The organism is Sphingobium agri, assembly GCF_023051225.1.
GTDB classification, from domain to species: domain Bacteria; phylum Pseudomonadota; class Alphaproteobacteria; order Sphingomonadales; family Sphingomonadaceae; genus Sphingobium; species Sphingobium agri.
Window position 1 is genome coordinate 151699 of sequence record NZ_JALKHS010000011.1, and the last position, 20769, is coordinate 172467.

16 protein-coding genes are annotated in these 20769 nt (G+C 61.8%); 3 read left to right on the plus strand and 13 right to left on the minus strand.

The annotated features are described in order from the left end of the window. Positions 1–62: 62 nt before the first annotated feature. From MU848_RS14440 to MU848_RS14455, 4 genes are all read right to left on the minus strand, one after another. The gene (locus MU848_RS14440; protein WP_201516053.1) at positions 63–599 is read right to left on the minus strand and encodes a 2,4'-dihydroxyacetophenone dioxygenase family protein; all 537 of its coding nucleotides are present in this window, start codon (positions 597–599) and stop codon (positions 63–65) included. 35 nt (positions 600–634) lie between these two features. Beyond that, a complete protein-coding gene (locus MU848_RS14445) occupies positions 635–3199 on the minus strand; it encodes a TonB-dependent receptor (protein ID WP_247233648.1) in 2565 nt (854 codons plus the stop codon). 152 nt (positions 3200–3351) lie between these two features. Further along, positions 3352–4110 (minus strand): SDR family NAD(P)-dependent oxidoreductase, encoded by a 759-nt coding sequence (locus tag MU848_RS14450; protein WP_247233650.1) that lies wholly within the window; start codon positions 4108–4110, stop codon positions 3352–3354. A gap of 82 nt (positions 4111–4192) precedes the next feature. Beyond that, positions 4193–5125, minus strand: a complete 933-nt coding sequence (locus MU848_RS14455; protein WP_247233651.1) for an AraC family transcriptional regulator — start codon at positions 5123–5125, stop codon at positions 4193–4195. Between the two features lie 258 nt (positions 5126–5383). Here MU848_RS14455 and pabB point away from each other — a divergent pair, with 258 nt between their 5' ends. After that, the gene (pabB, locus tag MU848_RS14460) at positions 5384–6535 is read left to right on the plus strand and encodes an aminodeoxychorismate synthase component I (RefSeq protein WP_247233653.1); all 1152 of its coding nucleotides are present in this window, start codon (positions 5384–5386) and stop codon (positions 6533–6535) included. Positions 6536–6585: 50 nt separating this feature from the next. On the opposite strand, the gene MU848_RS14465 is transcribed toward pabB, so the two are convergent. From MU848_RS14465 to MU848_RS14505, 9 genes are all read right to left on the minus strand, one after another. Further along, the gene (locus MU848_RS14465; protein ID WP_247233655.1) at positions 6586–6897 is read right to left on the minus strand and encodes a formate dehydrogenase subunit delta; all 312 of its coding nucleotides are present in this window, start codon (positions 6895–6897) and stop codon (positions 6586–6588) included. A gap of 6 nt (positions 6898–6903) precedes the next feature. Further along, a complete protein-coding gene (fdhF, locus tag MU848_RS14470; RefSeq protein WP_247233656.1) occupies positions 6904–9750 on the minus strand; it encodes a formate dehydrogenase subunit alpha in 2847 nt (948 codons plus the stop codon). After that, complete coding sequence (locus MU848_RS14475; RefSeq protein WP_247233658.1) at positions 9747–11339, minus strand: NADH-ubiquinone oxidoreductase-F iron-sulfur binding region domain-containing protein; 1593 nt, start codon at positions 11337–11339, stop codon at positions 9747–9749. Before MU848_RS14475 ends, fdhF begins: the two co-directional genes overlap by 4 nt. Further along, positions 11336–11788 carry a formate dehydrogenase subunit gamma gene (locus tag MU848_RS14480; RefSeq protein WP_247233660.1) on the minus strand — a complete coding sequence of 151 codons (453 nt, stop codon included), beginning with the start codon at positions 11786–11788 and terminating at the stop codon, positions 11336–11338. Before MU848_RS14480 ends, MU848_RS14475 begins: the two co-directional genes overlap by 4 nt. Positions 11789–11891: 103 nt before the next feature. Then, entirely contained in the window at positions 11892–12785 is an 894-nt protein-coding gene (locus tag MU848_RS14485) for a LysR family transcriptional regulator (RefSeq protein ID WP_247233661.1), read from the minus strand. Positions 12786–12938: 153 nt separating this feature from the next. Continuing rightward, positions 12939–15107 carry a TonB-dependent receptor gene (locus tag MU848_RS14490; protein ID WP_247233663.1) on the minus strand — a complete coding sequence of 723 codons (2169 nt, stop codon included), beginning with the start codon at positions 15105–15107 and terminating at the stop codon, positions 12939–12941. Positions 15108–15139: 32 nt separating this feature from the next. Then, positions 15140–16363 carry a serine hydrolase domain-containing protein gene (locus tag MU848_RS14495; protein WP_247233665.1) on the minus strand — a complete coding sequence of 408 codons (1224 nt, stop codon included), beginning with the start codon at positions 16361–16363 and terminating at the stop codon, positions 15140–15142. Between the two features lie 138 nt (positions 16364–16501). Beyond that, positions 16502–17650 (minus strand): helix-turn-helix transcriptional regulator, encoded by a 1149-nt coding sequence (locus MU848_RS14500; protein ID WP_247233667.1) that lies wholly within the window; start codon positions 17648–17650, stop codon positions 16502–16504. A gap of 83 nt (positions 17651–17733) precedes the next feature. After that, positions 17734–18213: a MarR family winged helix-turn-helix transcriptional regulator gene (locus MU848_RS14505; protein WP_247233669.1), complete on the minus strand. Its 480-nt coding sequence runs from the start codon at positions 18211–18213 to the stop codon at positions 17734–17736. Positions 18214–18287: 74 nt separating this feature from the next. Between MU848_RS14505 and MU848_RS14510 the strand changes: the two genes are divergently transcribed. After that, on the plus strand, positions 18288–19751 hold the full coding sequence (locus MU848_RS14510; protein ID WP_247233671.1) for an aldehyde dehydrogenase: 1464 nt from the start codon (positions 18288–18290) through the stop codon (positions 19749–19751). Positions 19752–19866: 115 nt separating this feature from the next. Next, a complete protein-coding gene (locus MU848_RS14515) occupies positions 19867–20727 on the plus strand; it encodes a p-hydroxycinnamoyl CoA hydratase/lyase (RefSeq protein WP_247233673.1) in 861 nt (286 codons plus the stop codon). The last annotated feature ends 42 nt before the right edge of the window (positions 20728–20769 follow it).

Here is a 20769-nt window from a genome sequence, read left to right on the forward strand (position 1 = left end):
ACCTTCCCAGCAGAACGTAATCATCCGCCGGGGGAGGGCCAGCCCCCGGCGGATGCCCCCCCTCAGAGATAGAGTTGCGGGTTGATGGGCAAGTTGTTTTCCCGGCAGTAGCTCTCATAATGGTTGATGAACCACCACACGTCGGCGGTTTCCACGAACTGGCCTTCCTCGTCGTAGAATTCGATCGGACCTTGCATCCATCCCCACAGCTTGCCGCCCTGGGGATGTTCGCTGACCAGCGTGTGGCGTTCGCCCGGCACTTCCAGAAAGAAATCTCCCGGACCTGCTACCCAGTCATGTTCCAGATAGCGCAGGCTGCCCTCCAGGCACATCATGACCAGCCGCCCGCGATGCTTGTGGGTGCCGAGCACGCCGGGCCCCTTCAGCCAGAGCACGTTGCAATAGATGTTTTGGCGGACGTCGAAGGCCAGGTGACGGATGGCGGCATTGTCGCCAAAGGGCACCCAGGGGCTTTCCGCCTCCGACGGCCCGACGAAGCTGCCTTTCACGCCACGCGCGTCGATCACATGGGACAGATTTTCGGGAACATCGACGATCTTGAAGGCGGTCGACGGCGGGGCAGTCATTGTAGTGGACATGATGATGCGATCCTGCTTGCGTTATGTGGGGTTGATCAGAACTTCACGCCCAGCCTGGCGTACCATTCGGCCGGACGGTTATAGGTGCCGTAGAATTGCCCCCCGGCAATCTGCGCCTGACCGGTGGTCAGGAAGCGTTCGTCAAAGATATTCGTGCCGCCCACGGTGACGCTGTAGCGGTCGTCGGGCAGTCGCAGCGTCACATTGGCATTGACGACGTTCGACGCCTTGCGGTCGAGCAGGAATGTACCTTCGGTATCGTTGCGCATCCGGGACGTGTAGGTCCAGTCGGCCAGCATGATGAGCTTCGCGCCGCTGCTGCCGACGTCGAGCTCGATGCGCGGGCTTACATTGACTTTCCAGTGCGGCGTCTTGGGCAGTTCGGCACCGACGAACACGCCGCCCTGGATCACGCTGGGCGCGACCACAGCACCCGGCAGCACGTCGGTATATTTGGCGTCGATGTAGCCGACCGAAGATGTCAGGGTGAAGGCGCGAACGGGTGCGAACACCGCCTCGGCTTCGAAGCCCTTGATCCGGGCGTCACCGGCATTCTGGATCGTCGGCGACACGCCCTGCTGGAAGTTCAGCTGGATGCCCTTATAGTTGGTGGTGAACGCCGCGAAGTTCAGCTGCAGACGCCGATTAAGCAGCTTCGACTTGAAACCGATCTCCCAAGTCGTCGCCTTTTCTTCGTCAAAGCTCGGCGCATCGGGCAGCGGGTTGGACAAGCGCGTCGTCCATCCGCCGGTCTTGTACCCCTTCGACCAGGACGCGTAGGCCATGAAATCGTCGGTGGGGTAGAATTGCACGCCGATCTTGGGCGAGAAATTGTCGAACGTCTTGCGGTTCACGCCACCAGGATAAAGCTGTAAGGGCGCGTCGGCATTGGGAAAGCCCGCAGCAACGCGGCAATCGTCGCTGATCGGCGTCAGCGACGCGCAGGGCGGCACGCCAAAGCCGTTCAGTATCTTGTAAGTCAAGCCATTGCGATCGGACTGGAACCCTTCGAAAGCCTTCTTTTCCTTGGTATAGCGCGCACCGACCGTGATGCCGATCAGGTCGATGGGCTTGAAGTCCAGCTGGCCGAAAAGAGCGCCATTCTTGGTGCTCAGGATATTGTTGCCGTCGACCTGCAGCAATCCTTCGGCAAAGGTCACATAATCGTGAAGATTACCCGATTCCTTGAAATAATAGGCACCCAGCACATATTTCAGGCGATCATCCAGCGCTTTACCCAGAAGTTGGAATTCCTGGCTGAACTGCTTCTGGTTCATCTCGAAGCTGATCTGAAGCATGTTGAGCGGCGACCCGTCATTGTCCATCCCCACTTTCCAGTGCAGTTCGCGATAGGAAGTGATGGACTTGAGCGTCAGGCTGTCGGACAGGTCATATTCGATCGTACCTGCGCCGCCGTAAGATTGCATGCGTGCGAAGTTAAGCCCCGTCGCATAGCTGCTGTCCTTGTCTCCGGTGACAAAGCGATTATCATAAGGCAGGCGATTATTGTCGGGGTTCGCATCGGCATTGACGCCGAAGATCGCCGGCAGATCGAACAGCCCGGTGCGGCCAGCGCGACGATAGGCATAGGCGAAGGACGGCGGACCGTTGCCGCATCCGGTCGACTGCCCCGCAATGGCGCAATTATAGCTGCCCGCGAAAACGTCGAAAGCGCCACCCGCGACATTGGGCGTTGTGGCGAGCAGCGTGTTGGGAAGCTGTTCCTGCTTGCTGCTGCTGTAGTCCCCCGTCAGCGTCACGCGCACCGCGTCGCTCGGCTCCCAGCGCAGCTTGGTGCGCAGGCTCCACGCGTCTTCGCCACCTTCGCGGCCTATCCCGGTATTTTCATAACCGGCTCCGGCATAGGCCGTAGAAGGCTCGACATCATAGGTGCCCGGCTGCGCGCCCGGAAAGGACCTGCGCTTGAAATAGCCGTCGCGCGTCTTGACCGAGAAAGACACCGAACTCGACAGCGTATCCGCGATCGGAATGTCCGCCGTGCCGCGCGCCTGGAACAGCTTGTAGCTGCCCACCGTCGCATCGCCGATGAAACGGAATGTATCGCCCGGATCATGGGTCACGATGGAAATCGCGCCGCCGATGGTATTGCGGCCAAACAGCGTGCCCTGCGGACCTTTAAGCACTTCGATCCGCTCGACATCGCCCAGTTCCTGGTTCGCGCCGACCGATCGCGCCAGATAGACGCCGTCCAGATAGACGCCGACGCCCGGATCGATGTTGAAGGCGAAATCGTTGGACCCGATTCCACGGACATAGGCGGCAAGCACCGACGACGACCCTGAAAAGGGCGTACCGGCGTCGAAGGTGACGTTGGGAGCAAGCCCCGAAAGCGCGGCGACACTCTGCACCGCGCGTTCCTGCAACGCATCATTGGTGAAGGCGGAAATGGCGATCGGCACCTTCTGCACATTTTCCGACCGGCGCTGGGCAGTGACGACGATGTCCTGAATGCCGCCGCTTTGTGGCGCGTCTTGCGCGGCGGGCGCGGGTGCCGCCTCCTGGGCGTAAGCGGGCGCCAAAGTCCCGGCTGCTACAGCCAGCACCGACGCAACGGGCAATGCGGCAATCATCTTGATCATGGTTCCTCCCCTCGGCAATGGACGCTTTTCGCGCTCCACTGACGACATGACAGAAACCGCTCCTCCCCGCTTGCACTGGAGCGCGGCCGATCAGGATTCCAACGCAATTTGATTCATTTTCGTGAAATTTCATGAATGCGAAACAGCATCCCTCAGTTCGCCAGATAGCCGCCATCGATGGGGATACACGCGCCGGTGATGAACGCAGCCTTCTCAGACAACAGGAATGCCGTGAGATGACCGCACTCCTCTGGTTCCCCCAGCCGCTTGATCGCCTGGGGCGCCAGCAAGGCTTCCAGGAACTCCGGCGATGTGCCGTCCAGCAGCCTGGAGCGGATCGCGTTGGGCAGGATGGCATTGATGCGCACGTTGACGTCGCCATTCTCTCCCGCCGCCGTTCGGGTTAGGCCAAGCATCGCATGCTTCGTCGCTGAGTATATGCCCGCTTCCCGTAATCCCACGGCTCCGGCAATGGATGATATGTTGACGATACTGCCGCCCTTCTGCCTTCGCATGATTGGAAGCACGGCACGCATGATGCGGAAACAGCTTTTGAGGTTCACGTCATTCATCCGGTCCCACAAATCCTCGCTGCTGTCCGCCAGCATGGATTTCAGGCCGATGCCTGCATTGTTCACGGCAAAATCGATCCGCCCGTTTATCGTGCATGTCTGCGCGATCAGCGTTTCGACATCAGCGCCGCTGGTCACGTCGGCCGCGATGAAGCGCGCAACGCCGCCTGCCCCCTCGATCTCGGCAACCGCATGGGCGCCTTCCTCCGTGGATGAGGAAAGATCGCTCAACACGACATTCGCTCCCTCCGCCGCCAGCACCTTGGCGATGCCGCGCCCGATCCCGCTGGCCGCGCCGGTCACGAAACCCGTCTTTCCGGTAAGCAGTCCGTTCGTCATCCGCGTCACTCCTATATGCTGATGCTAAGCGCGCTCCAGCGACAGGAACGGCCGATGGACGATCTTTGTGGAATTGGCTCTGTCAGGCGCGCGCGATCTGGCGGCCTTCGCGAGGTGAAAAGCCGTGCCGCTTGCGGAAGCAGCGTGCGAAATACGCAGGATCATTGAAACCAAGCTCAAGTGCGATCACGGTGATATTCGGCGCCCGGTCAGCGGCCAGAATTTCCAGCGCCCGCTCCATCCGCCTGTCCAATATATAGGCGCGCAGTGTCGTGCTTTCAGCGGCGAACCAGGTCTGGATCGTGCGGGGGGAAATGCCTACTTCCCGTGCAATGGATTCGGTGTCGAGTTCAGGATCGCCCAGCCGCGCTTCCACGATAGCCTTGACGCGGGCCAGCCCCCGTCCATCGACATTGGGCCCGCCCCGAACAGCGCTGCGCAGAGCCAGGCCGAGCAGGTCGAGCATGAGCGTTTCAGCCCCTTCCGCCCAGCTCGGATCAGGCGCAACGGCACGGCTCTTGGCTTCCCGCCATAAGGCGAGCGCCAGTTGATGGAAGCTGTGGACGGTCGGCGAATTGCCCGGCGTCGGGCTACCGATGTGGAGGTCCAACTGCGGCACCCGCCGTTCAAGTTCATGGCGGGCGACATCGACAACCATCATTTCGTGGGATGCAACCTCCATCCGCATCGGCGCCGCTGTGGTGCAAATGGATAGATCTCCCGGACGCAGCAGGCATTCGCGGCCCGATTGCCGCTGTTCGCTGAGACCCAGGGTCTGAAGGTGCACCAGCAACCTTTCCTCGCCATGATAGCGGGCGCTACGCGACACGATCGACGATTCTGCCCGCGCCTTGAATATGGTGAGGTTGCCCAGCGTCCAGCAGCCCAGCTGCCCCAGAAATTCGCGGTTGGAACTGTCGATCATCAGCCCGGCGGACCGGCCAGAGGCAACGCTGTTCCAATAGGCCAGGCGTTCACGCCTGGCGACATCGCGCGTCGAGAAATGCTCGATCATTCACCGCTCTCCTGATCGGAACTTTTCACATAAATCAGGAAAAGGGAATAGCTCACGCTTTGACGCGGCACGCTCCAGATCGGCTTTGATCACTGTGCGGTGAAGACGATCCCAGAAGCCAAGCCATTGATAGTCAAAGATATAGCCTAGCCTCTGGCTGGCGTGGCTATTTTGTTTCGATATGACAATTAGAATAAATTTATACATCAGGATCAGTTCGAATGAACGTCCTTTCGCGGTGTGCGGCCAAAGCGGGCCATGGCATTCCTTCCGGATCTGGACCGGCCCTTCGTGCTGCTGGACGATGCATCCTCGCCCAGTGGCCATGTCACGCTTTTTTCCGATCCGTTGCGAATGATCGAAGCCGAGACTCTGGCTGATGTCGTTCCGGCTTTGGACGCCGTGCGCGAGGCGACAAGAGCAGGCGCTCACGCGGCCGGGTTCGTCAGCTATGATGCCGGGGCGGCCTTTGATCCCGCCATGCCGGTCACTCCCTCGCAAGGGCCGCTTCTCTGGTTCGGGATATTCGAAGCTCCGCGCACACTGCCCTCACACAGGTTCGCGGAATTGCTGCCGGGCGGGGACGCGGTATTCGACCTGGGACCGCTCCTCCCCGGAACGACAGAAGGACAGCATGCGGAGCGGATCGCTGCCCTTCTCGACCTCATCCAGGCAGGCGATCTGTATCAGGCAAACCTGACTTTTGCCGCCAACATGCAGTTCCATGGCGATCCGCTGGCGCTCTACGCCCGGCTGCGGCAGCGGCAGCGGGCGCCCTATGGCGCGATCCTTTCCACTGGCACCGGGCTCATCTTCTCCTTCTCGCCTGAACTGTTCTTCACGCTCAAGAGGCGCGACATTGCCTGCCGTCCGATGAAGGGCACGGCGGAAAGGCATCTGGATCCGGATGCGGATGCCGAAGCGGCAAGGTCGCTCGCGGCTGATCCCAAGCAGCGGGCCGAAAATCTGATGATCGTCGACCTGATGCGCAATGACCTTTCACGGGTGGCGGCAGCCGGATCGGTGCAAGTGCCGCAGCTTTTCGCGGTCGAAACCTACCCGACCGTGCACCAGATGGTTTCTGCCGTGACGGCGCGGCGGCGCGAGGATGTGGATGCCTTCGATATCCTGGCCGCGCTGTTTCCTTGCGGATCGATCACCGGAGCGCCCAAGATCCGCGCTGCGCAAGTGATCGCGCATCTGGAGGACAGGCCGCGCGGCGTCTACACTGGATCGATCGGCCATTTCGCCCCGAATGGCGACGCCAGCTTCAACGTGGCGATCCGCACACTCACTTTCGCTCCAAAGGATGCGCGGCTGACGATCGGCCTCGGCTCTGGAATCGTCGCTGATTCCGATCCGCTGGCGGAGTGGAAAGAATGTCTGACAAAAGCGCGGTTCCTGGGATAGGGACTTCACCGAGTCATGCTGTCCCGTACTGGAGAATGAGCGGAAGCCCGTCAGCCCGCGTCAGAATGACCTGCCTCATCCACGCTGTTGAATAGTGTCGCACGGCTCTGCGGCGGCGGCGCGCCGCGCTCACGCAACAAGGTGATGGCCGCGTCGGCCGCCGGACTCAAACCCGCGTCGCCCGCCTCCTGCAGCGCGGAGATCTGCGCCCGCATGCGGGGGTCCCAGAAACTGGCAATGTGATCGGCAACCGCCTTTGCCGCATCGTCATGGCCGGTGCCTTCCAGATTGCGGGCGATCTGGTTGGCCATATAGACCAGGCGGGCCTGGTTCGACATCATCACGCTATCGCCGCCGCTCATCTTCCTTCACTCCGCCGCATGCGCCACGTCGATCCGGCGGCTGTGGCGCGCCTGCTCCTCATAGCTTTGCTGCCAGTCGCTGGGGCCGTTGGATGCGGAAACCTGCACCGCCGTGACCTTATATTCGGGGCAGTTGGTGGCCCAATCGGAAAAGTCGGTGGTGACGACATTGGCCTGTGTCTCGGGATGATGGAACGTCGTGTATACGACGCCCGGCGCCACCCGGTCAGTGATCAGCGCCCTTAGCGTCGTCTCTCCCGCACGGCTGCGCAGCGTCACCCATTCGCCATCCTTCAGGCCCCGGTTTTCCGCGTCGCTCGGATGGATCTCCAGCCGGTCTTCCGGATGCCAGGCGGTATTGGCGGTGCGCCGCGTCTGCGCGCCGACATTATAGTGGCTAAGGATGCGTCCGGTCGTCAGCAGCAAGGGAAAGCGCGGGCCCGTCTTCTCGTCCGTCGGGATATAGCTGGTGACGACGAACTTGCCCTTGCCGCGCACGAAGCCGTCGATATGCATTGTCGGCGTGCCCTGCGGCGCGCTGTCGTTGGCGGGCCATTGCAGCGATCCTTCCGCGTCCAGCCTGTCATAACGCACCCCGGCAAAGGTGGGGGTGAGCGCCGAAATTTCCTCCATGATTTCAGAAGGATGCTTATATTTCCAGCCCAGCCCCATGGCGTTCGCGACCAGTTGCACGATCTCCCAATCGGCATAGCCGTTGAGCGGCGCCATCACCTTGCGCACCCGCTGAACCCGCCGCTCCGCATTGGTGAAGGTCCCGTCCTTCTCAAGGAAGGTGGAACCCGGCAAGAAAATATGAGCGTAATTCGCGGTTTCGTTCAGGAAAAGATCCTGCACGACCACGCACTCCATCGCCGACAGCCCCGCCGCGACATGATGCGTGTTCGGGTCCGACTGCAAGATATCCTCGCCCTGGATGAAGATGCCCTTGAACACACCATCGGTCGCTGCATCCAGCATGTTGGGGATGCGCAGGCCGGGCTCCGGGTCCAGCGCCACGCCCCAGGCCTGTTCGAACAGGCGCCGGGTGTCGTCGTCCGAGACATGACGGTAGCCGCTATATTCGTGCGGGAAACTGCCCATGTCGCAGGCGCCCTGCACATTATTCTGCCCCCGCAGCGGGTTTACGCCAACACCCTCGCGCCCGATATTGCCGGTCGCCATCGCCAGATTGGCGATCGCCATCACGGTCGAGCTGCCCTGGCTATGTTCGGTGACGCCGAGGCCGTAATAGATGGCCGCGTTGCCGCCGGTCGCGTAGAGGCGGGCAGCGGCGCGTACCTCATCCGGCATGACGCCAGTCAGCGGTTCGATCGCTTCGGGCGACCGGCTGGGGTCGGAAACGAACTCCGCCCAATCGGCAAACTCGTCCCAGTCGCAGCGTTCGCGGATGAAACTCTCGTCATAGAGCTTCTCCGTTACGATCACATGCGCAAGCGCCGTCAGCATGGCGACGTTAGTGCCGGGGCGCAGAGGCAGATGATGTTCTGCCTCCACATGGGGCGACCTCACAAGATCGATCCGGCGCGGGTCGATGACGATCAGCTTCGCGCCCTGCCGCAGCCGCTTCTTCAGACGGCTGGCGAAAACGGGATGCCCGTCCGTCGGGTTCGCCCCGATCACCAGGATCACGTCCGCCTCCATCACGCTGTCGAAATCCTGCGTGCCTGCGGACGTGCCGAATGTCGTTTTCAGGCCATAGCCGGTCGGGGAGTGACAGACGCGCGCGCAGGTATCGACATTATTGTTGCCGAAGCCCTGGCGGATAAGCTTCTGCACCAGGAATGTCTCTTCATTGGTGCAGCGGCTGGATGTGATGCCGCCGATAGAGCGGGCACCATATTGCGACTGTATGCGGCGGAACTCCGACGCGGTGTGGGCGATCGCCTTTTCCCAGCTGACCTCGCGCCAGGGTTCGTCCACCGACGCGCGGATCATGGGTTTCAGGATACGGTCCTTGTGCTGGGCATAGCCCCAGGCGAACCGCCCCTTGACGCAGCTGTGGCCACGGTTCGCCTTGCCGTCCTTCCACGGCACCATGCGGACCAGCTCCTCGCCGCGCATCTCTGCACGGAAAGTGCAGCCGACGCCGCAATAGGCACAGGTGGTGACGACCGCGCGATCAGGCGTGCCGGTTTCCACCACCTTCTTCTCGATCAGCGACGCTGTCGGGCAGGCCTGAACGCAGGCCCCGCAGGACACGCATTCGGAGCCGAGAAAATCCTCACCCTGCGACGGCGCTACCTTTGATTCAAAGCCCTTGTTCTCGATAGTCAGCGCGAATGTTCCCTGCACCTCCTCACAGGCGCGCACACAGCGGGAACAGACGATGCACTTGCTCGGATCAAAATCGAAATAGGGGTTCGACTGGTCCTTCGCCTGACCCATATTGGTCGCGCCATCATAGCCATAGCGCACGTCGCGCAGGCCGACCGCGCCCGCCTGATCCTGCAATTCGCAGTCTCCATTCGCGGCGCAGGTCAGGCAGTCGAGCGGATGGTCTGAGATGTACAGCTCCATCACCCCGCGCCGCAGCTTTTTCAGCCTTTCGGTCTGGGTGCGGACCACCATACCCTCCGCGACCGGTGTGGTGCAGGATGCGGGATAGCCGTTGCGCCCCTCCACTTCGACCAGGCAGAGGCGACAGGAGCCGAAGCTTTCGACATTGTCCGTCGCACACAGCTTTGGAATGGACCCGCCCAGCAGCGACGCGGCGCGCATGATGCTGGTGCCTTCGGGCATGGTGACGCTTTGGCCATCGATCGTGAGTGTGACGGACTTGCCGGTCGCCAGCGCAGGCGGCGTGCCATGGTCGGTTTCGCGGGAAAAGGTCATTCCGCTGCCTCTTTCGCCGGTGCCGCTGCACCGAAATCTTCGGGGAAATGATCGAGCGCGCTCAGCACTGGATAGGGGGTAAAGCCGCCCAAGGCGCAGAGCGAGCCATATTTCATGGTGTCGGCGAGATCACGGAGAAGGCTCGTCTGCGCTTCGATCGATACGTCGATGCGATCGGGAGAGCGGGAGTAAAGAGCGCTATCGAGAAACCGCTCTACCGCTCGCTCTGCCACAGGCTCAGCCCGAACGGATCGAAGGGAGTCACGCGTTCCGATGATCCGGTCGATAATCTCCACCCCGCGCGTCGAGCCGATGCGGCAAGGCGTGCATTTGCCGCAGCTTTCCGCCGCGCAGAATTCCATGGCGAAGCGGGCCATGTGCGCCATGTCGACGCTGTCGTCAAAAACCGTGATCCCCGCGTGGCCGATGAGTCCACCCGCTTGCGCGAATGCCTCATAGTCGAACGGCAGGTGGAACATGGACGGCGGGAAGTAAGCGCCGAGCGGTCCGCCGACCTGCACCGCGCGAACCGGGCAGCCACTTGCCGTGCCGCCGCCAATGCCGTTCACCAATTCGCCCAGCGTGATGCCAAAGCCGATCTCGTATAGACCGCCATGCTTTACATTGCCTGCAAGCTGCACCGGCATGGTGCCGCGTGAGCGCCCAAAACCCACGGCAGCATAGGCATCAGCGCCTTTGGCAAGGATGAAGGGCACCGCCGCGAGCGACAGCACATTGTTGATGACCGTTGGCTGGCCGAACAGCCCCTGAAGCGCGGGCAGCGGCGGCTTGGCACGCACCTGTCCGCGCTTGCCCTCTATACTGTCGAGCAGCGCCGTCTCTTCGCCGCAGACATAAGCGCCCGCCCCTTCGCGCACCTCCAGTTTGAAGGGCGCGACCAGATGCGCCGACGCGTCGATGGCCGCGCGCATGGTTTGGCAAGCGAAGGGATATTCCGAGCGGATATAGATATAGCCGTGGCCCGCGCCCACGGCATGGGCGGCGATCGCCATGCCCTCGATCAGGCAAAAGGGGTCGCCCTCCATCAACATGCGGTCGGCGAAAGTGCCGCTGTCGCCTTCATCGGCGTTGCAGACGATGAATTTGGTGGAGGCAGGCGCGTCCAGCACGGTCTGCCATTTGATCCCGGTCGGAAAGCCAGCCCCGCCCCGCCCGCGCAGGCCTGATGCCTTGACAGTATCGACCACGGCTTGCGGCGTCTGCGCCCTTGCGGCCTCCAACCCCTTCCATCCGCCACGCGCGGCATAATCCGTCAGGCTGAGCGGATCGGTGATGCCGCAGCGCGCGAAGGTGAAACGCTGTTGGCTGGCGAAGAAGGGCAGATCCTCGACCTTGCCCAGCCTTCCCGGATGCGTCCCGTCCAGTACGGTGGCGACACTGCCCGTTCCTACTGGACCATAGCCGATGCGCCCTTCGTCCGTTTCCACCTCCACCAGCGGTTCGATCGAAAAGAGCCCGCGTGATCCAGTGCGGATCACGTCGCACCCGACCTGTTCGAACGCGTGCGCGACAGCGTCCGCGCCCAAGGCCACCGACGCCATATCGCGGCTGATGTAGACCCGCGTCATGCCGCGATCTCTGCCGCGATCCGGTCCAACACGGCGTTGTCGATCCGCGCCACCGGCCGACCATCGACCAGAGCGTTGGGGCCGATGGCACATAGGCCGAGGCAATAGACCGGTTCCAGGCTGACCTGCCCATCCGCGCGTGTCTGGCCAAGCGGCACGCCAAGGCGGCGGACTACCGCCGCCTCGATCGCCGCACCGCCCCGCGCCTGGCAACTTTCCGCCCGGCACAGCTTCACCACGTGACGGCCAGCGGGCGCGCGGCGGTAGTCGTGATAGAAAGTGATGACGCCGTGCACATCCGCACGGCTGAGGTTCAAGGCCTTCGCAACGGACGGCACCCATGCATCGTCGATATAACCGGCCTCTTTCTGAATCGCGTGGAGCAGAGGCAGAAGCTGGTCCCGCGTTGCAGAGTGACGCGCAACCCAGGCGCCGATGAACTCGTCCATCCCATCCATCCATTTCTATTCTGGGCGGAAGGGTGTGGATCGCCGGGGTTCCAGTCAAATCGAACCCCATGATGATCGATAGTCATTGTCTATCGACGAGCACCTAAGGGCTTTTCGGCAGGTGCAGTTCCCGCGCGACGCTCAGGACCGCTTGGGCGAGTGGGCTCATCGGCGCGCTGTCGGACACGATGATGCCAATGCGGCTTACTTCCTGCGGATCGGGCAGGGCGTGCAGCCGTATCCATTGCAACCCTTCCAGCAATCTGGTGTGGCTATCCGGTATGATGGAGCAGAGGCGGCCTTGCTGAACCAATCCCAACAGCGCCAAATAGCTGTCAGCGGTGATGATTGGGCGAAGCGCCAACGCGCGCTCAGCCAAACGCGCGTCGAGAATGCGCCTGTTCTGCATGCCCTGATGCAACAGGCATAATGGCAACTCGGCGAGATCGGACCAGTCAAGCGGATCTGGAACATGGACGCCATCGACGGCGCTGATCAACATTGCCCGTTCGGCATAGAGCGGAACGGTCAAGGCATGAGCGGGCGGTTCGAAATCCAGGTAGGTAAGACCTGCATCCAGTTCGAAGGCGGCAAGATCGCGTTCGATCTGCCGCGAAGTCAGCGCGCGGACCGCGATGTTTAGGCCGGGATGGCGCGCCAGCATGGCTCCTGCCAAATGACCGATGACCGGCATGGCAGCAGGTATCGCGCCCAACCGCAACTCACCTTTCAGAGCGCCGCGCGCTGTAGCCGAACTTTGCTCCAATGCTTCGACCGCAGCAACGATCTGCCGGGCCCATGGAAGGATCGCTTCACCTTCCGGCGTCAATCCCACAAATCGGCGGTCGCGCTGGATCAGCCTCTTGCCCAATTGTCCTTCAAGAGTGGCGATGCCCGCAGACAGAGTGGGCTGTGACACGTTGCAATATTCGGCCGCTCGCGCGAAATGCCTCTCCCGCTCGAGCGCGAGGAAATATTCGATGAAGCGGGTCTGCATGAGATGTTTCTATACAACAATCCATGCCGATAAAAATATGGATGATTGATTATCGAGCAGCTTGATTGGAGCATGTTCGATCTGTGCCTGATCGAACATGCTCCAAAGCTTTCTTTTGAGACCTGTGGCGGGAGCCAGCAGGTTTTCCAAAGTTCAGAAGGTGAACCCGGCGCGTATGCCATATTCGCGCGGCGCGCCGTAAAATTCATTGAGGCCGAACTGGCCGCTGACATAGCGCTTGCCGGTCAGGTTGGTGCCATAAGCCTCAATATGGAACTGGCCGGTGCGCAGGGTGACGAGGCCGGACAACAGGCCATAGCCCGCGATCCGATCCGACACCGGCGAATAGGCTAGATAGGTGAAGCGTGGGCCCACATAGGAATAACTCACGCGCGGCGTCAGAGTGACGTCGCCTCCAAGCTGGAATTCATAGGCCGCTGTGCCGCCATAGGTCCATTTGGGCGAATAGAGGTTGGGACCACCATCTGTGGTGATGATGTAAGGATTATAGTCAAAACAACCGGAGGTCTGACCTGGAACACATTGCGGACCAAGGTTTCCCGGCGGAATGGCCCGGGTGTTGATGAAGGTCAGCCCGGCAAGCTTCGAATGAACATAGGCGACATTGGCATCGAGACTGAAGCCGCCGAACTTGCTCTGCAACTGCGCTTCGAAGCCCTTTATCTTGCCCTGCGAGATGTTCTGGACGCCGTTGAAACCAGTAGTCGGCTCGATCACCTCGAACTGGAAATCGGAATAGTCATTGTAGAAAGCTGAGACCTGCGTGCGGACATGCTTGTCGAACAGGCTCGCCTTCCAACCGATTTCATAGTTCCACACCATTTCCGGCCGGAACTCGGAATTCACGGCGTTGAAACCGCCGGGTTTGTATCCACGCGCGACGAAGGCATAGAGCAGATGGTCGTCGTTCACCGTCCAGTTGATCGCCGCCTTGCCAGTAACACGACCATCCTGGTGCGATCCGTCAAGGCTCGCCACTGGAAAGCCGCCGGGCGGGAAGGTTGGGATGCCAGCGCCAATGCGCACATCACCGACGCCGCTCGCCTTATAGTGCGAATAGCGCGCGCCCAGCTGCAACTGGACATCAGGCGTCACGCGGTAGCTGCCCTGCGCGAAAACGCCCAGCGTCGTGCGGGTATTGTCGGGGTCGATGTCCGTCGGAAATCCGAACCGCAACTCGCGGATGCGCACCTTGATCTCGTTACGCTGGAAATAACCGCCTAATATCCACTCCAGCGTTTCGCCGGTAGGCGAGATCAGGTTGATCTCCTGACTATACTGACGTTCGCGGGCATAATAATCCTGCGTGACGCCGTCGGGCGCTGGCGATGCGTCGACATCATTGACGCCCTCGATCTTCTTGCTCTGATAACCGCTGATCGACCGTAGCACGATACCACTGGCGAATTCCTGCCGCAGCTCAAGGCTGGAGATGAACGCCTTTTCCCGGATCGCCACGGGCGTGTCGTAATTCAGCGTATAGATGTCGCCGACGCGGTAGGGCGCATATTGGGTTCCGCGGATCGGGCGATAGGCATAGCCGCCAATGTCCCGATCATTATACTGGACCTTCAGCAGCGCGCGAAAGTCTCCGGGTTGCCACAGAACGCCCACGCGCCCGCCCTTTTCGTCGAGCTTGCCCGCCTTGTTGTTGAAGGGACCGACGTCGTCGAAATAGCTGTCATGGCCCCGGTAGAAGCCAGCGCCGCGCACCGCCAGGGTCGAGGACAGCGGCACGTTGACCGCCCCTTCCAGCCCGAAATTGCCGCGATTGCCAGCGCTGCCTTCGGCATAGCCATTGACTTCGTTCACATCAGGATTGCGCGAATTGATGAAGATCGCGCCGCCGGTCGAGTTGCTGCCGACGAGCGTGCCCTGCGGCCCGCGCAAGACTTCGACGCTCGCCAGATCGTAGAAGCTGTTGGCCTGGACGATCGGCGGCTGGAACAGGCCGTCGACATAGGTGGCGACGCCTGCCGTCACATTGGGCGAGTTGCTGGCAAGGCCGATGCCGCGAATGTTGACGGCCGAGGTAATGCCCGCGTCGGAAATCGACAGTGCAGGCGTCGCATTCTGAAGATCGTTCAGCCGGACGACGGCATTCGCCTTGAGGTCGCTTGCATCAAGCGCGCTGGCGGCAACCGGCACTTTTTGCAGATTTTCCGTCCGGCGCTGGGCCGTCACGACTATTTCGCCCAGCGTGCCGGATGTTTCGGCCTGCGGAGCAGCATCCTGAGCCCAGACAGACGCTGTCCACAGGGTCATTATGGCGGTTGAGCCCGTCAGCAATATGCGCTTCATTCTTCCCTCCCTCATTTTGCTATCTTTCGCGATCATTTCGGTGACCAGGCCGACACCGCCTTCAGGAAAGCGCCGGTTTCCGCGGTCGGCTTTTCATCGCCCGGCGGGAAATAGCTGATCTTGACGACGACTGTGCGGGATCGCGGATCGACGTAGATGAACTGACCCTGCAACCCCACTGCCGAGTAGGCGCCGCTATTGTCGAGCAGCCACCATTGCATCGCATAGCCGGTCGGCATGCCCGGAACACTTGGATCGGCAGGCGTGGACGGCGCGGTCGATGTGCGGACCCAATCGGCGGGCACCACCTGACGCCCGTTGGCGCGGCCGCCGTCGAGCATCATCTGGCCGATCCGTCCATAGTCGCGCAGCGTGGCGTTAAAACCAGCGCCGCTGAATTCGCGACCCGTGCCGGGCTGTCCATCCATGATGTAGAAGCCGTCCTGTTCAGCGCCCAGCGGCTCCCACAATTTCTGCGCGGTATAGGCCGCGACGGTGGTCCCGCTGACCCGTTCGATCAGCCAGCCAAGCACGGCGGTATCCAGTGTCTTGTACTGGAACACGCTGCCCGGCTCGTGCAGCCGCTTCACCGTCCGCGCCGCATCAGCAAAGCGCGCGACATTCTTGACCAACGCGTCGATATGATTTCGCGCCGCGATGCCCGGATTGGCGAAGTCGTACCGTTCCTCATAATCAACGCCAGACCGCATCTGCAGGATCTGACGGATAGTCGCGCCATCATAGCCGCCGCCCTTCAGTTCGGGCAGATAAGTGGTGATATTGTCGTCCAGCGACTTGATCCGCCCCTCCGCCAGCGCACAGCCGACCAGCAGCGAAGTGACCGACTTGGTCATGGACCAGCCGATGAAGCGGCTGTTTTCATCGCTGTTGTTGCGATAGATCTCGCTGACGATCTTCCCGTCCTTCATCACCAGCAGCGCGTTGGTGTAGGTGCGGTCGAGGAAGTCCTGCGCCGTGTAGCGCTTGCCTCCGAAGGTATAGCTGACATCCAACGGCGCGTCGGCGCGCGGAAGGCGCCAGGGCGTCCCTGCATGAGCGACGGTGCGCGTGGTGAACAGGCGATCCATGCTGCGAAAGGTCAGTGAATTGATGTCGCCATCCAGCATGTGCCAGCGTGCGATCTGAACGGCGACCGGTACGGCAGACGGTGGTCCGTCGGCGAGCACTGCGGGCAATGTCTGCTGCGCCGACGCAGGCTGAACGGCTGCGCACATCGCGCCAGCCGCGAAACTCACAAGAAATCCTGATGCTTTGCGCACACGCACACCCTCTACTTTCGGGCCGGCTGATGATCGCCGGTTCTTCAAGACTGTTGTGAACCGACGGCGTGGCGAGCGCGGCTCCCAAATGGGATACGCCGCACGGTCGTTCACTCAATGCATGCTGCCATGCAGCTGGGCGATGACGGAGCCGTACAGCTTGCCGACAAGGTCTGCCTGGCGGCGGCTGTCGGTCTTTTCCAGAATGCGCTTCATCTGTATGCGCACGGTGCCAACCGATATGCCGCGGCGATCGGCATAGGCGTTCAAAGATACGCCCTGAGAAAGGGCGACCGCCAGTTGCGCCTCCGCAGGCGTCAGGCCGAAGAGCGAGGTGACGTGCCCGACCGACAACATAGGCGCCTGTGACGGATCGATCAGGATCAGCGCAACGCCGTCCCGGTCATCATCCCATCCCTCCGCCACATCCGCCTTGAACGCGCCGTTGGGCAGCGCAATGGCCTGCACCATGCTGTCGTCCAGATCCCCGAACGCCGCCGTAACCATGTCATCATCACGGGCAGGCGACAGGAGCCGTGCCAGCCGCTGACGGCTTTCGGCCGAGACCCCGCGAAGTTGGCCATGCCCCAGCGTCAGCGGCGCGCCGTTCGCCAGCATCGCGGCAGCCGCACGATTATGCCAGCGGACCTCCCCGCTGCCGGTGCAGAAGATGACGCCCGGGCGCAGGCGATCCACGATCGACGCCAATGTCGCCTGCGCAGAATAGGCTGCCTGCACTGTTGCTGACAGACGCGACAGTGCCAGAAGATGCGGTGCGATGTCCGACAGGAAGGCCGCGTCCTTCCCATCCCCGTCCGCCGTGTCGCTGATCTGCCGGTGCAGGATCAGGCTGAACCAGCGCGAGGGTTCGAATTCGAACAGCACGCCCGATCCACCCCTTAGGCCGATCTGCGCCAGACGATGCCGCGTTTCTTGCAATTGCGGCGATGTGGAATCGAAACGCTGCTCATCGGTGCGCACGGCAAGCTGTGCTTCCAGCCGATCGCGCGGGACGATGGCGAGCCGGGGATTGTCGGGATTGTTGATCCACCGGTCATGCTGGGCGGCGTTCGCGTGGGAATAGCTGTCCCGCTCCTGCCACCGCTGTATCAAATGGCCGCCGTCCTGCCGGTAGATCTGCACCGCCGCGCTGCGGACGCCAAGGCTGGCACAAATCTGGTCCAGCAGCGGCCGCCAATTTTCCGGACGGTCGCAGCATCCGTAGAGGGCGGGCAGTATCTGCGCGCTGAGATTGGCCTCCATTGAATCCCTCCCTGCTTGCCGCGCATATTTTTACTGCGGCGTTAGGCTCCCAAGTGACATACGCACTGCGGAGATGGCGCGGCCTACATGACTGCCGCTTCCCTCTCCTCATGCGTGGCATTTTCTTCCTGCTCCAGGATGTCCAGCACCGTCCGCAGCGCATCCTGATATTCAGGCGTCAGCAGGCGCGCATAACGGCGTTCATGCGCGGTCATGATCGCGTCCGCCTCGCTCCGCGCGTCTTCGCCCGCCGGACTGAGGAACAGGGCGAAGGAGCGCCCATCGACGGGCGACTTCTGCACCAGGTCCTTCTGGATCAAGGCGGCAATCAGCGGCACCATATTGGCCCGCTTGATCCCCAGCATGCGACCGATGTCGCTTTGGATGCAGCCCGGATTGGCTCCGATAGTCAAGAGGATGGTCGCTTCCACCGGCCGCAGTCCCACCAGTTCCAACGACGCACCCAAAGTCGCCATCATTGCCGAGGATGTCCGCCGCAGCCGGTATCCCAAACGCGAGGCGACAGGATTGATCAATCTTTGGTCGGAGGGACTCATGCTCATGCGTCATTCATAATGTTATTGCCCAGAACAATCAACATTGATATGAAACATAACATTAGGAGAGGACCTGACCAATGTCCGCATCACGAATTTCCCTGATTATCGGTGGCGAATCGCGCAGCGCCGATCAGCTTTTCGAACGAATGAACCCGGTTACCGGCACCGTCGCCACCCGCGCCGCCGCCGCCAGCGTCAAAGACGCCGTTGCCGCAGTCGACGCAGCCCAGGCCGCATTCCCCGCCTGGTCGCAAACCGGCCCAAATGCCCGCCGCGCCCTGCTGATGAAGGCCGCCGACGCGCTCGACGCTCGCGTGGACGATTTCATCAATGCGATGATGGAGGAAATCGGCGCGACCGAAGGGTGGGCTCGTTTCAATCTGATGCTCTCAAGCTCCATGGTGCGCGAGGCAGCGGCGCTCACCACCCAGATCGGCGGCGAAGTGATTCCGTCCGACAAGCCCGGCTGCATCGCCATGGCGATCCGCGAACCGGCAGGCGTGGTACTGTCGATGGCGCCGTGGAATGCGCCGATCATCCTCGCGACCCGCGCCATCGCCGTGCCGCTCGCCTGCGGCAACAGCGTGGTGCTCAAGGCATCGGAACAATGCCCTCGCACCCATGGCCTGATCGTCCAGGCCTTTGTGGAAGCAGGCCTTACCGGCGGCATCGTCAACCTCGTCACCAACGCACCGCAGGATGCGGCCGATGTGGTCGGCGCTATGATCGACCATCCGGCGGTGCGCCGGGTGAACTTTACCGGATCGACGCCCGTTGGTCGGATCATCGCGAAGCGCTGCGCGGAACATCTGAAGCCCGTCGTGCTGGAACTGGGCGGCAAGGCGCCGCTGATCGTGCTGGAGGATGCTGACCTCGACGAGGCAGTGAAGGCAGCTGCGTTCGGCGCCTTCATGAACCAGGGCCAGATCTGCATGTCGACCGAACGGATCATCGTGGTCGACGCCATCGCCGACGCCTTTGCCGACAAGTTCCAGGCCAAGGTCGGCACCATGGCGGTGGGCGATCCGCGTGAGGGCAAGACGCCACTGGGCGCGGTGGTGGACAGCAGGACGGTATCCCATGTCCGTTCGCTCATCGATGATGCGCTGGCGGCGGGCGCGACCCAGTTGAACGGTGGCGATGTGTTGAACGAAGGGGGTGGCGTCCTGATGCCCGCCCATGTCATCGACCGCGTGACGCCACAGATGAAGCTGTTCCGCGATGAAAGTTTCGGGCCAGTTGTCGGTATCGTCCGCGCCCACGACGAAGCTCATGCGATCGAGCTCGCCAATGACACGGAATATGGCCTGTCCGCATCGGTCTTCACCCGCGACACGGCGCGCGGGCTCAGGGTCGCGCGGCAGATACAGTCCGGCATCTGCCATGTGAACGGCCCAACCGTCCATGACGAAGCGCAGATGCCTTTCGGCGGCGTCAAGGCGTCTGGCTATGGCAAGTTCGGCGGCCGCGCCGGGATCGACAGCTTCACCGAACTGCGCTGGATCACGATGGAGACCCAGCCCGGCCATTATCCGATTTGATATTCACTTCCCTCGTCATCCCAGCGGAAGCTGGGATCTCAGGCGGAGAGGCACGACTTAGCCGCACAAGATACCAGCTTTGGCTGGTGTGACGAACAACTTCTAAGGAACGATCATGACGAACTTCCTGCATGCCGACGGCGTCGAGCAGGCCGAAATCGAAACCGTCGCCTTCACGGTGGCCGAAGGGGTCGCCTGGGTCAGCCTCAACCGGCCGGACAAGCGCAATTGCATGTCGCCGCGCCTTAACCGCCAGATGATGCGCGTGCTCGATGAACTTGAGTTTCGCGAGGATGTCGGCGTCCTCGTCCTGACCGGTGAAGGCACGGCGTGGAGCGCTGGCATGGACCTTAAGGAATATTTCCGGGAGACCGAGGCGCAGGGCCTGAAGGGCACGCGGGGGGCACAACGGGAAAGCTATGGCTGGTGGCGCCGCCTTCGCTGGTATCAGAAACCGACTATCGCGATGGTCAACGGCTGGTGCTTTGGCGGCGGCTATGGTCCGCTCTTCGCCTGCGACCTCGCCTTCGCGGCGGAAGAGGCGCAGTTCGGCCTCAGCGAAATCAACTGGGGCATTCTGCCGGGCGGCGGCGCGGCCAAGGTGGCGACGGAACTGACCAGCTTCCGCAACGCGATGTATCATGCGCTGATGGGCGAGAATGTGGACGGCAGGACGGCGGCAGAATGGGGCTTCGTCAACGAAGCGCTGCCGGTTGGGGCGCTCAGGGACCGCGTGTCGCAGGTCGCGCAGACATTGCTGACGAAGAACCCCGTTGCGCTCAAGGCGACCAAGGACGCCATCCGGCGCGTGCGCGAAATGACCTATGACAATGCCGAGGATTATCTGATCCGCGCGCAGGAAGCGGCCAACAGCTTCGACAATGAGGGCCGCAAGGAAGGCATCAAACAGTTCATCGACGAAAAGAGCTACAAGCCGGGCCTTGGCGCTTACGACAAGTCGAAACAGCAGGCCTGAACCGCGACAGACTGGCAGGATCGCCCGAAAGGCGGCCTGCCC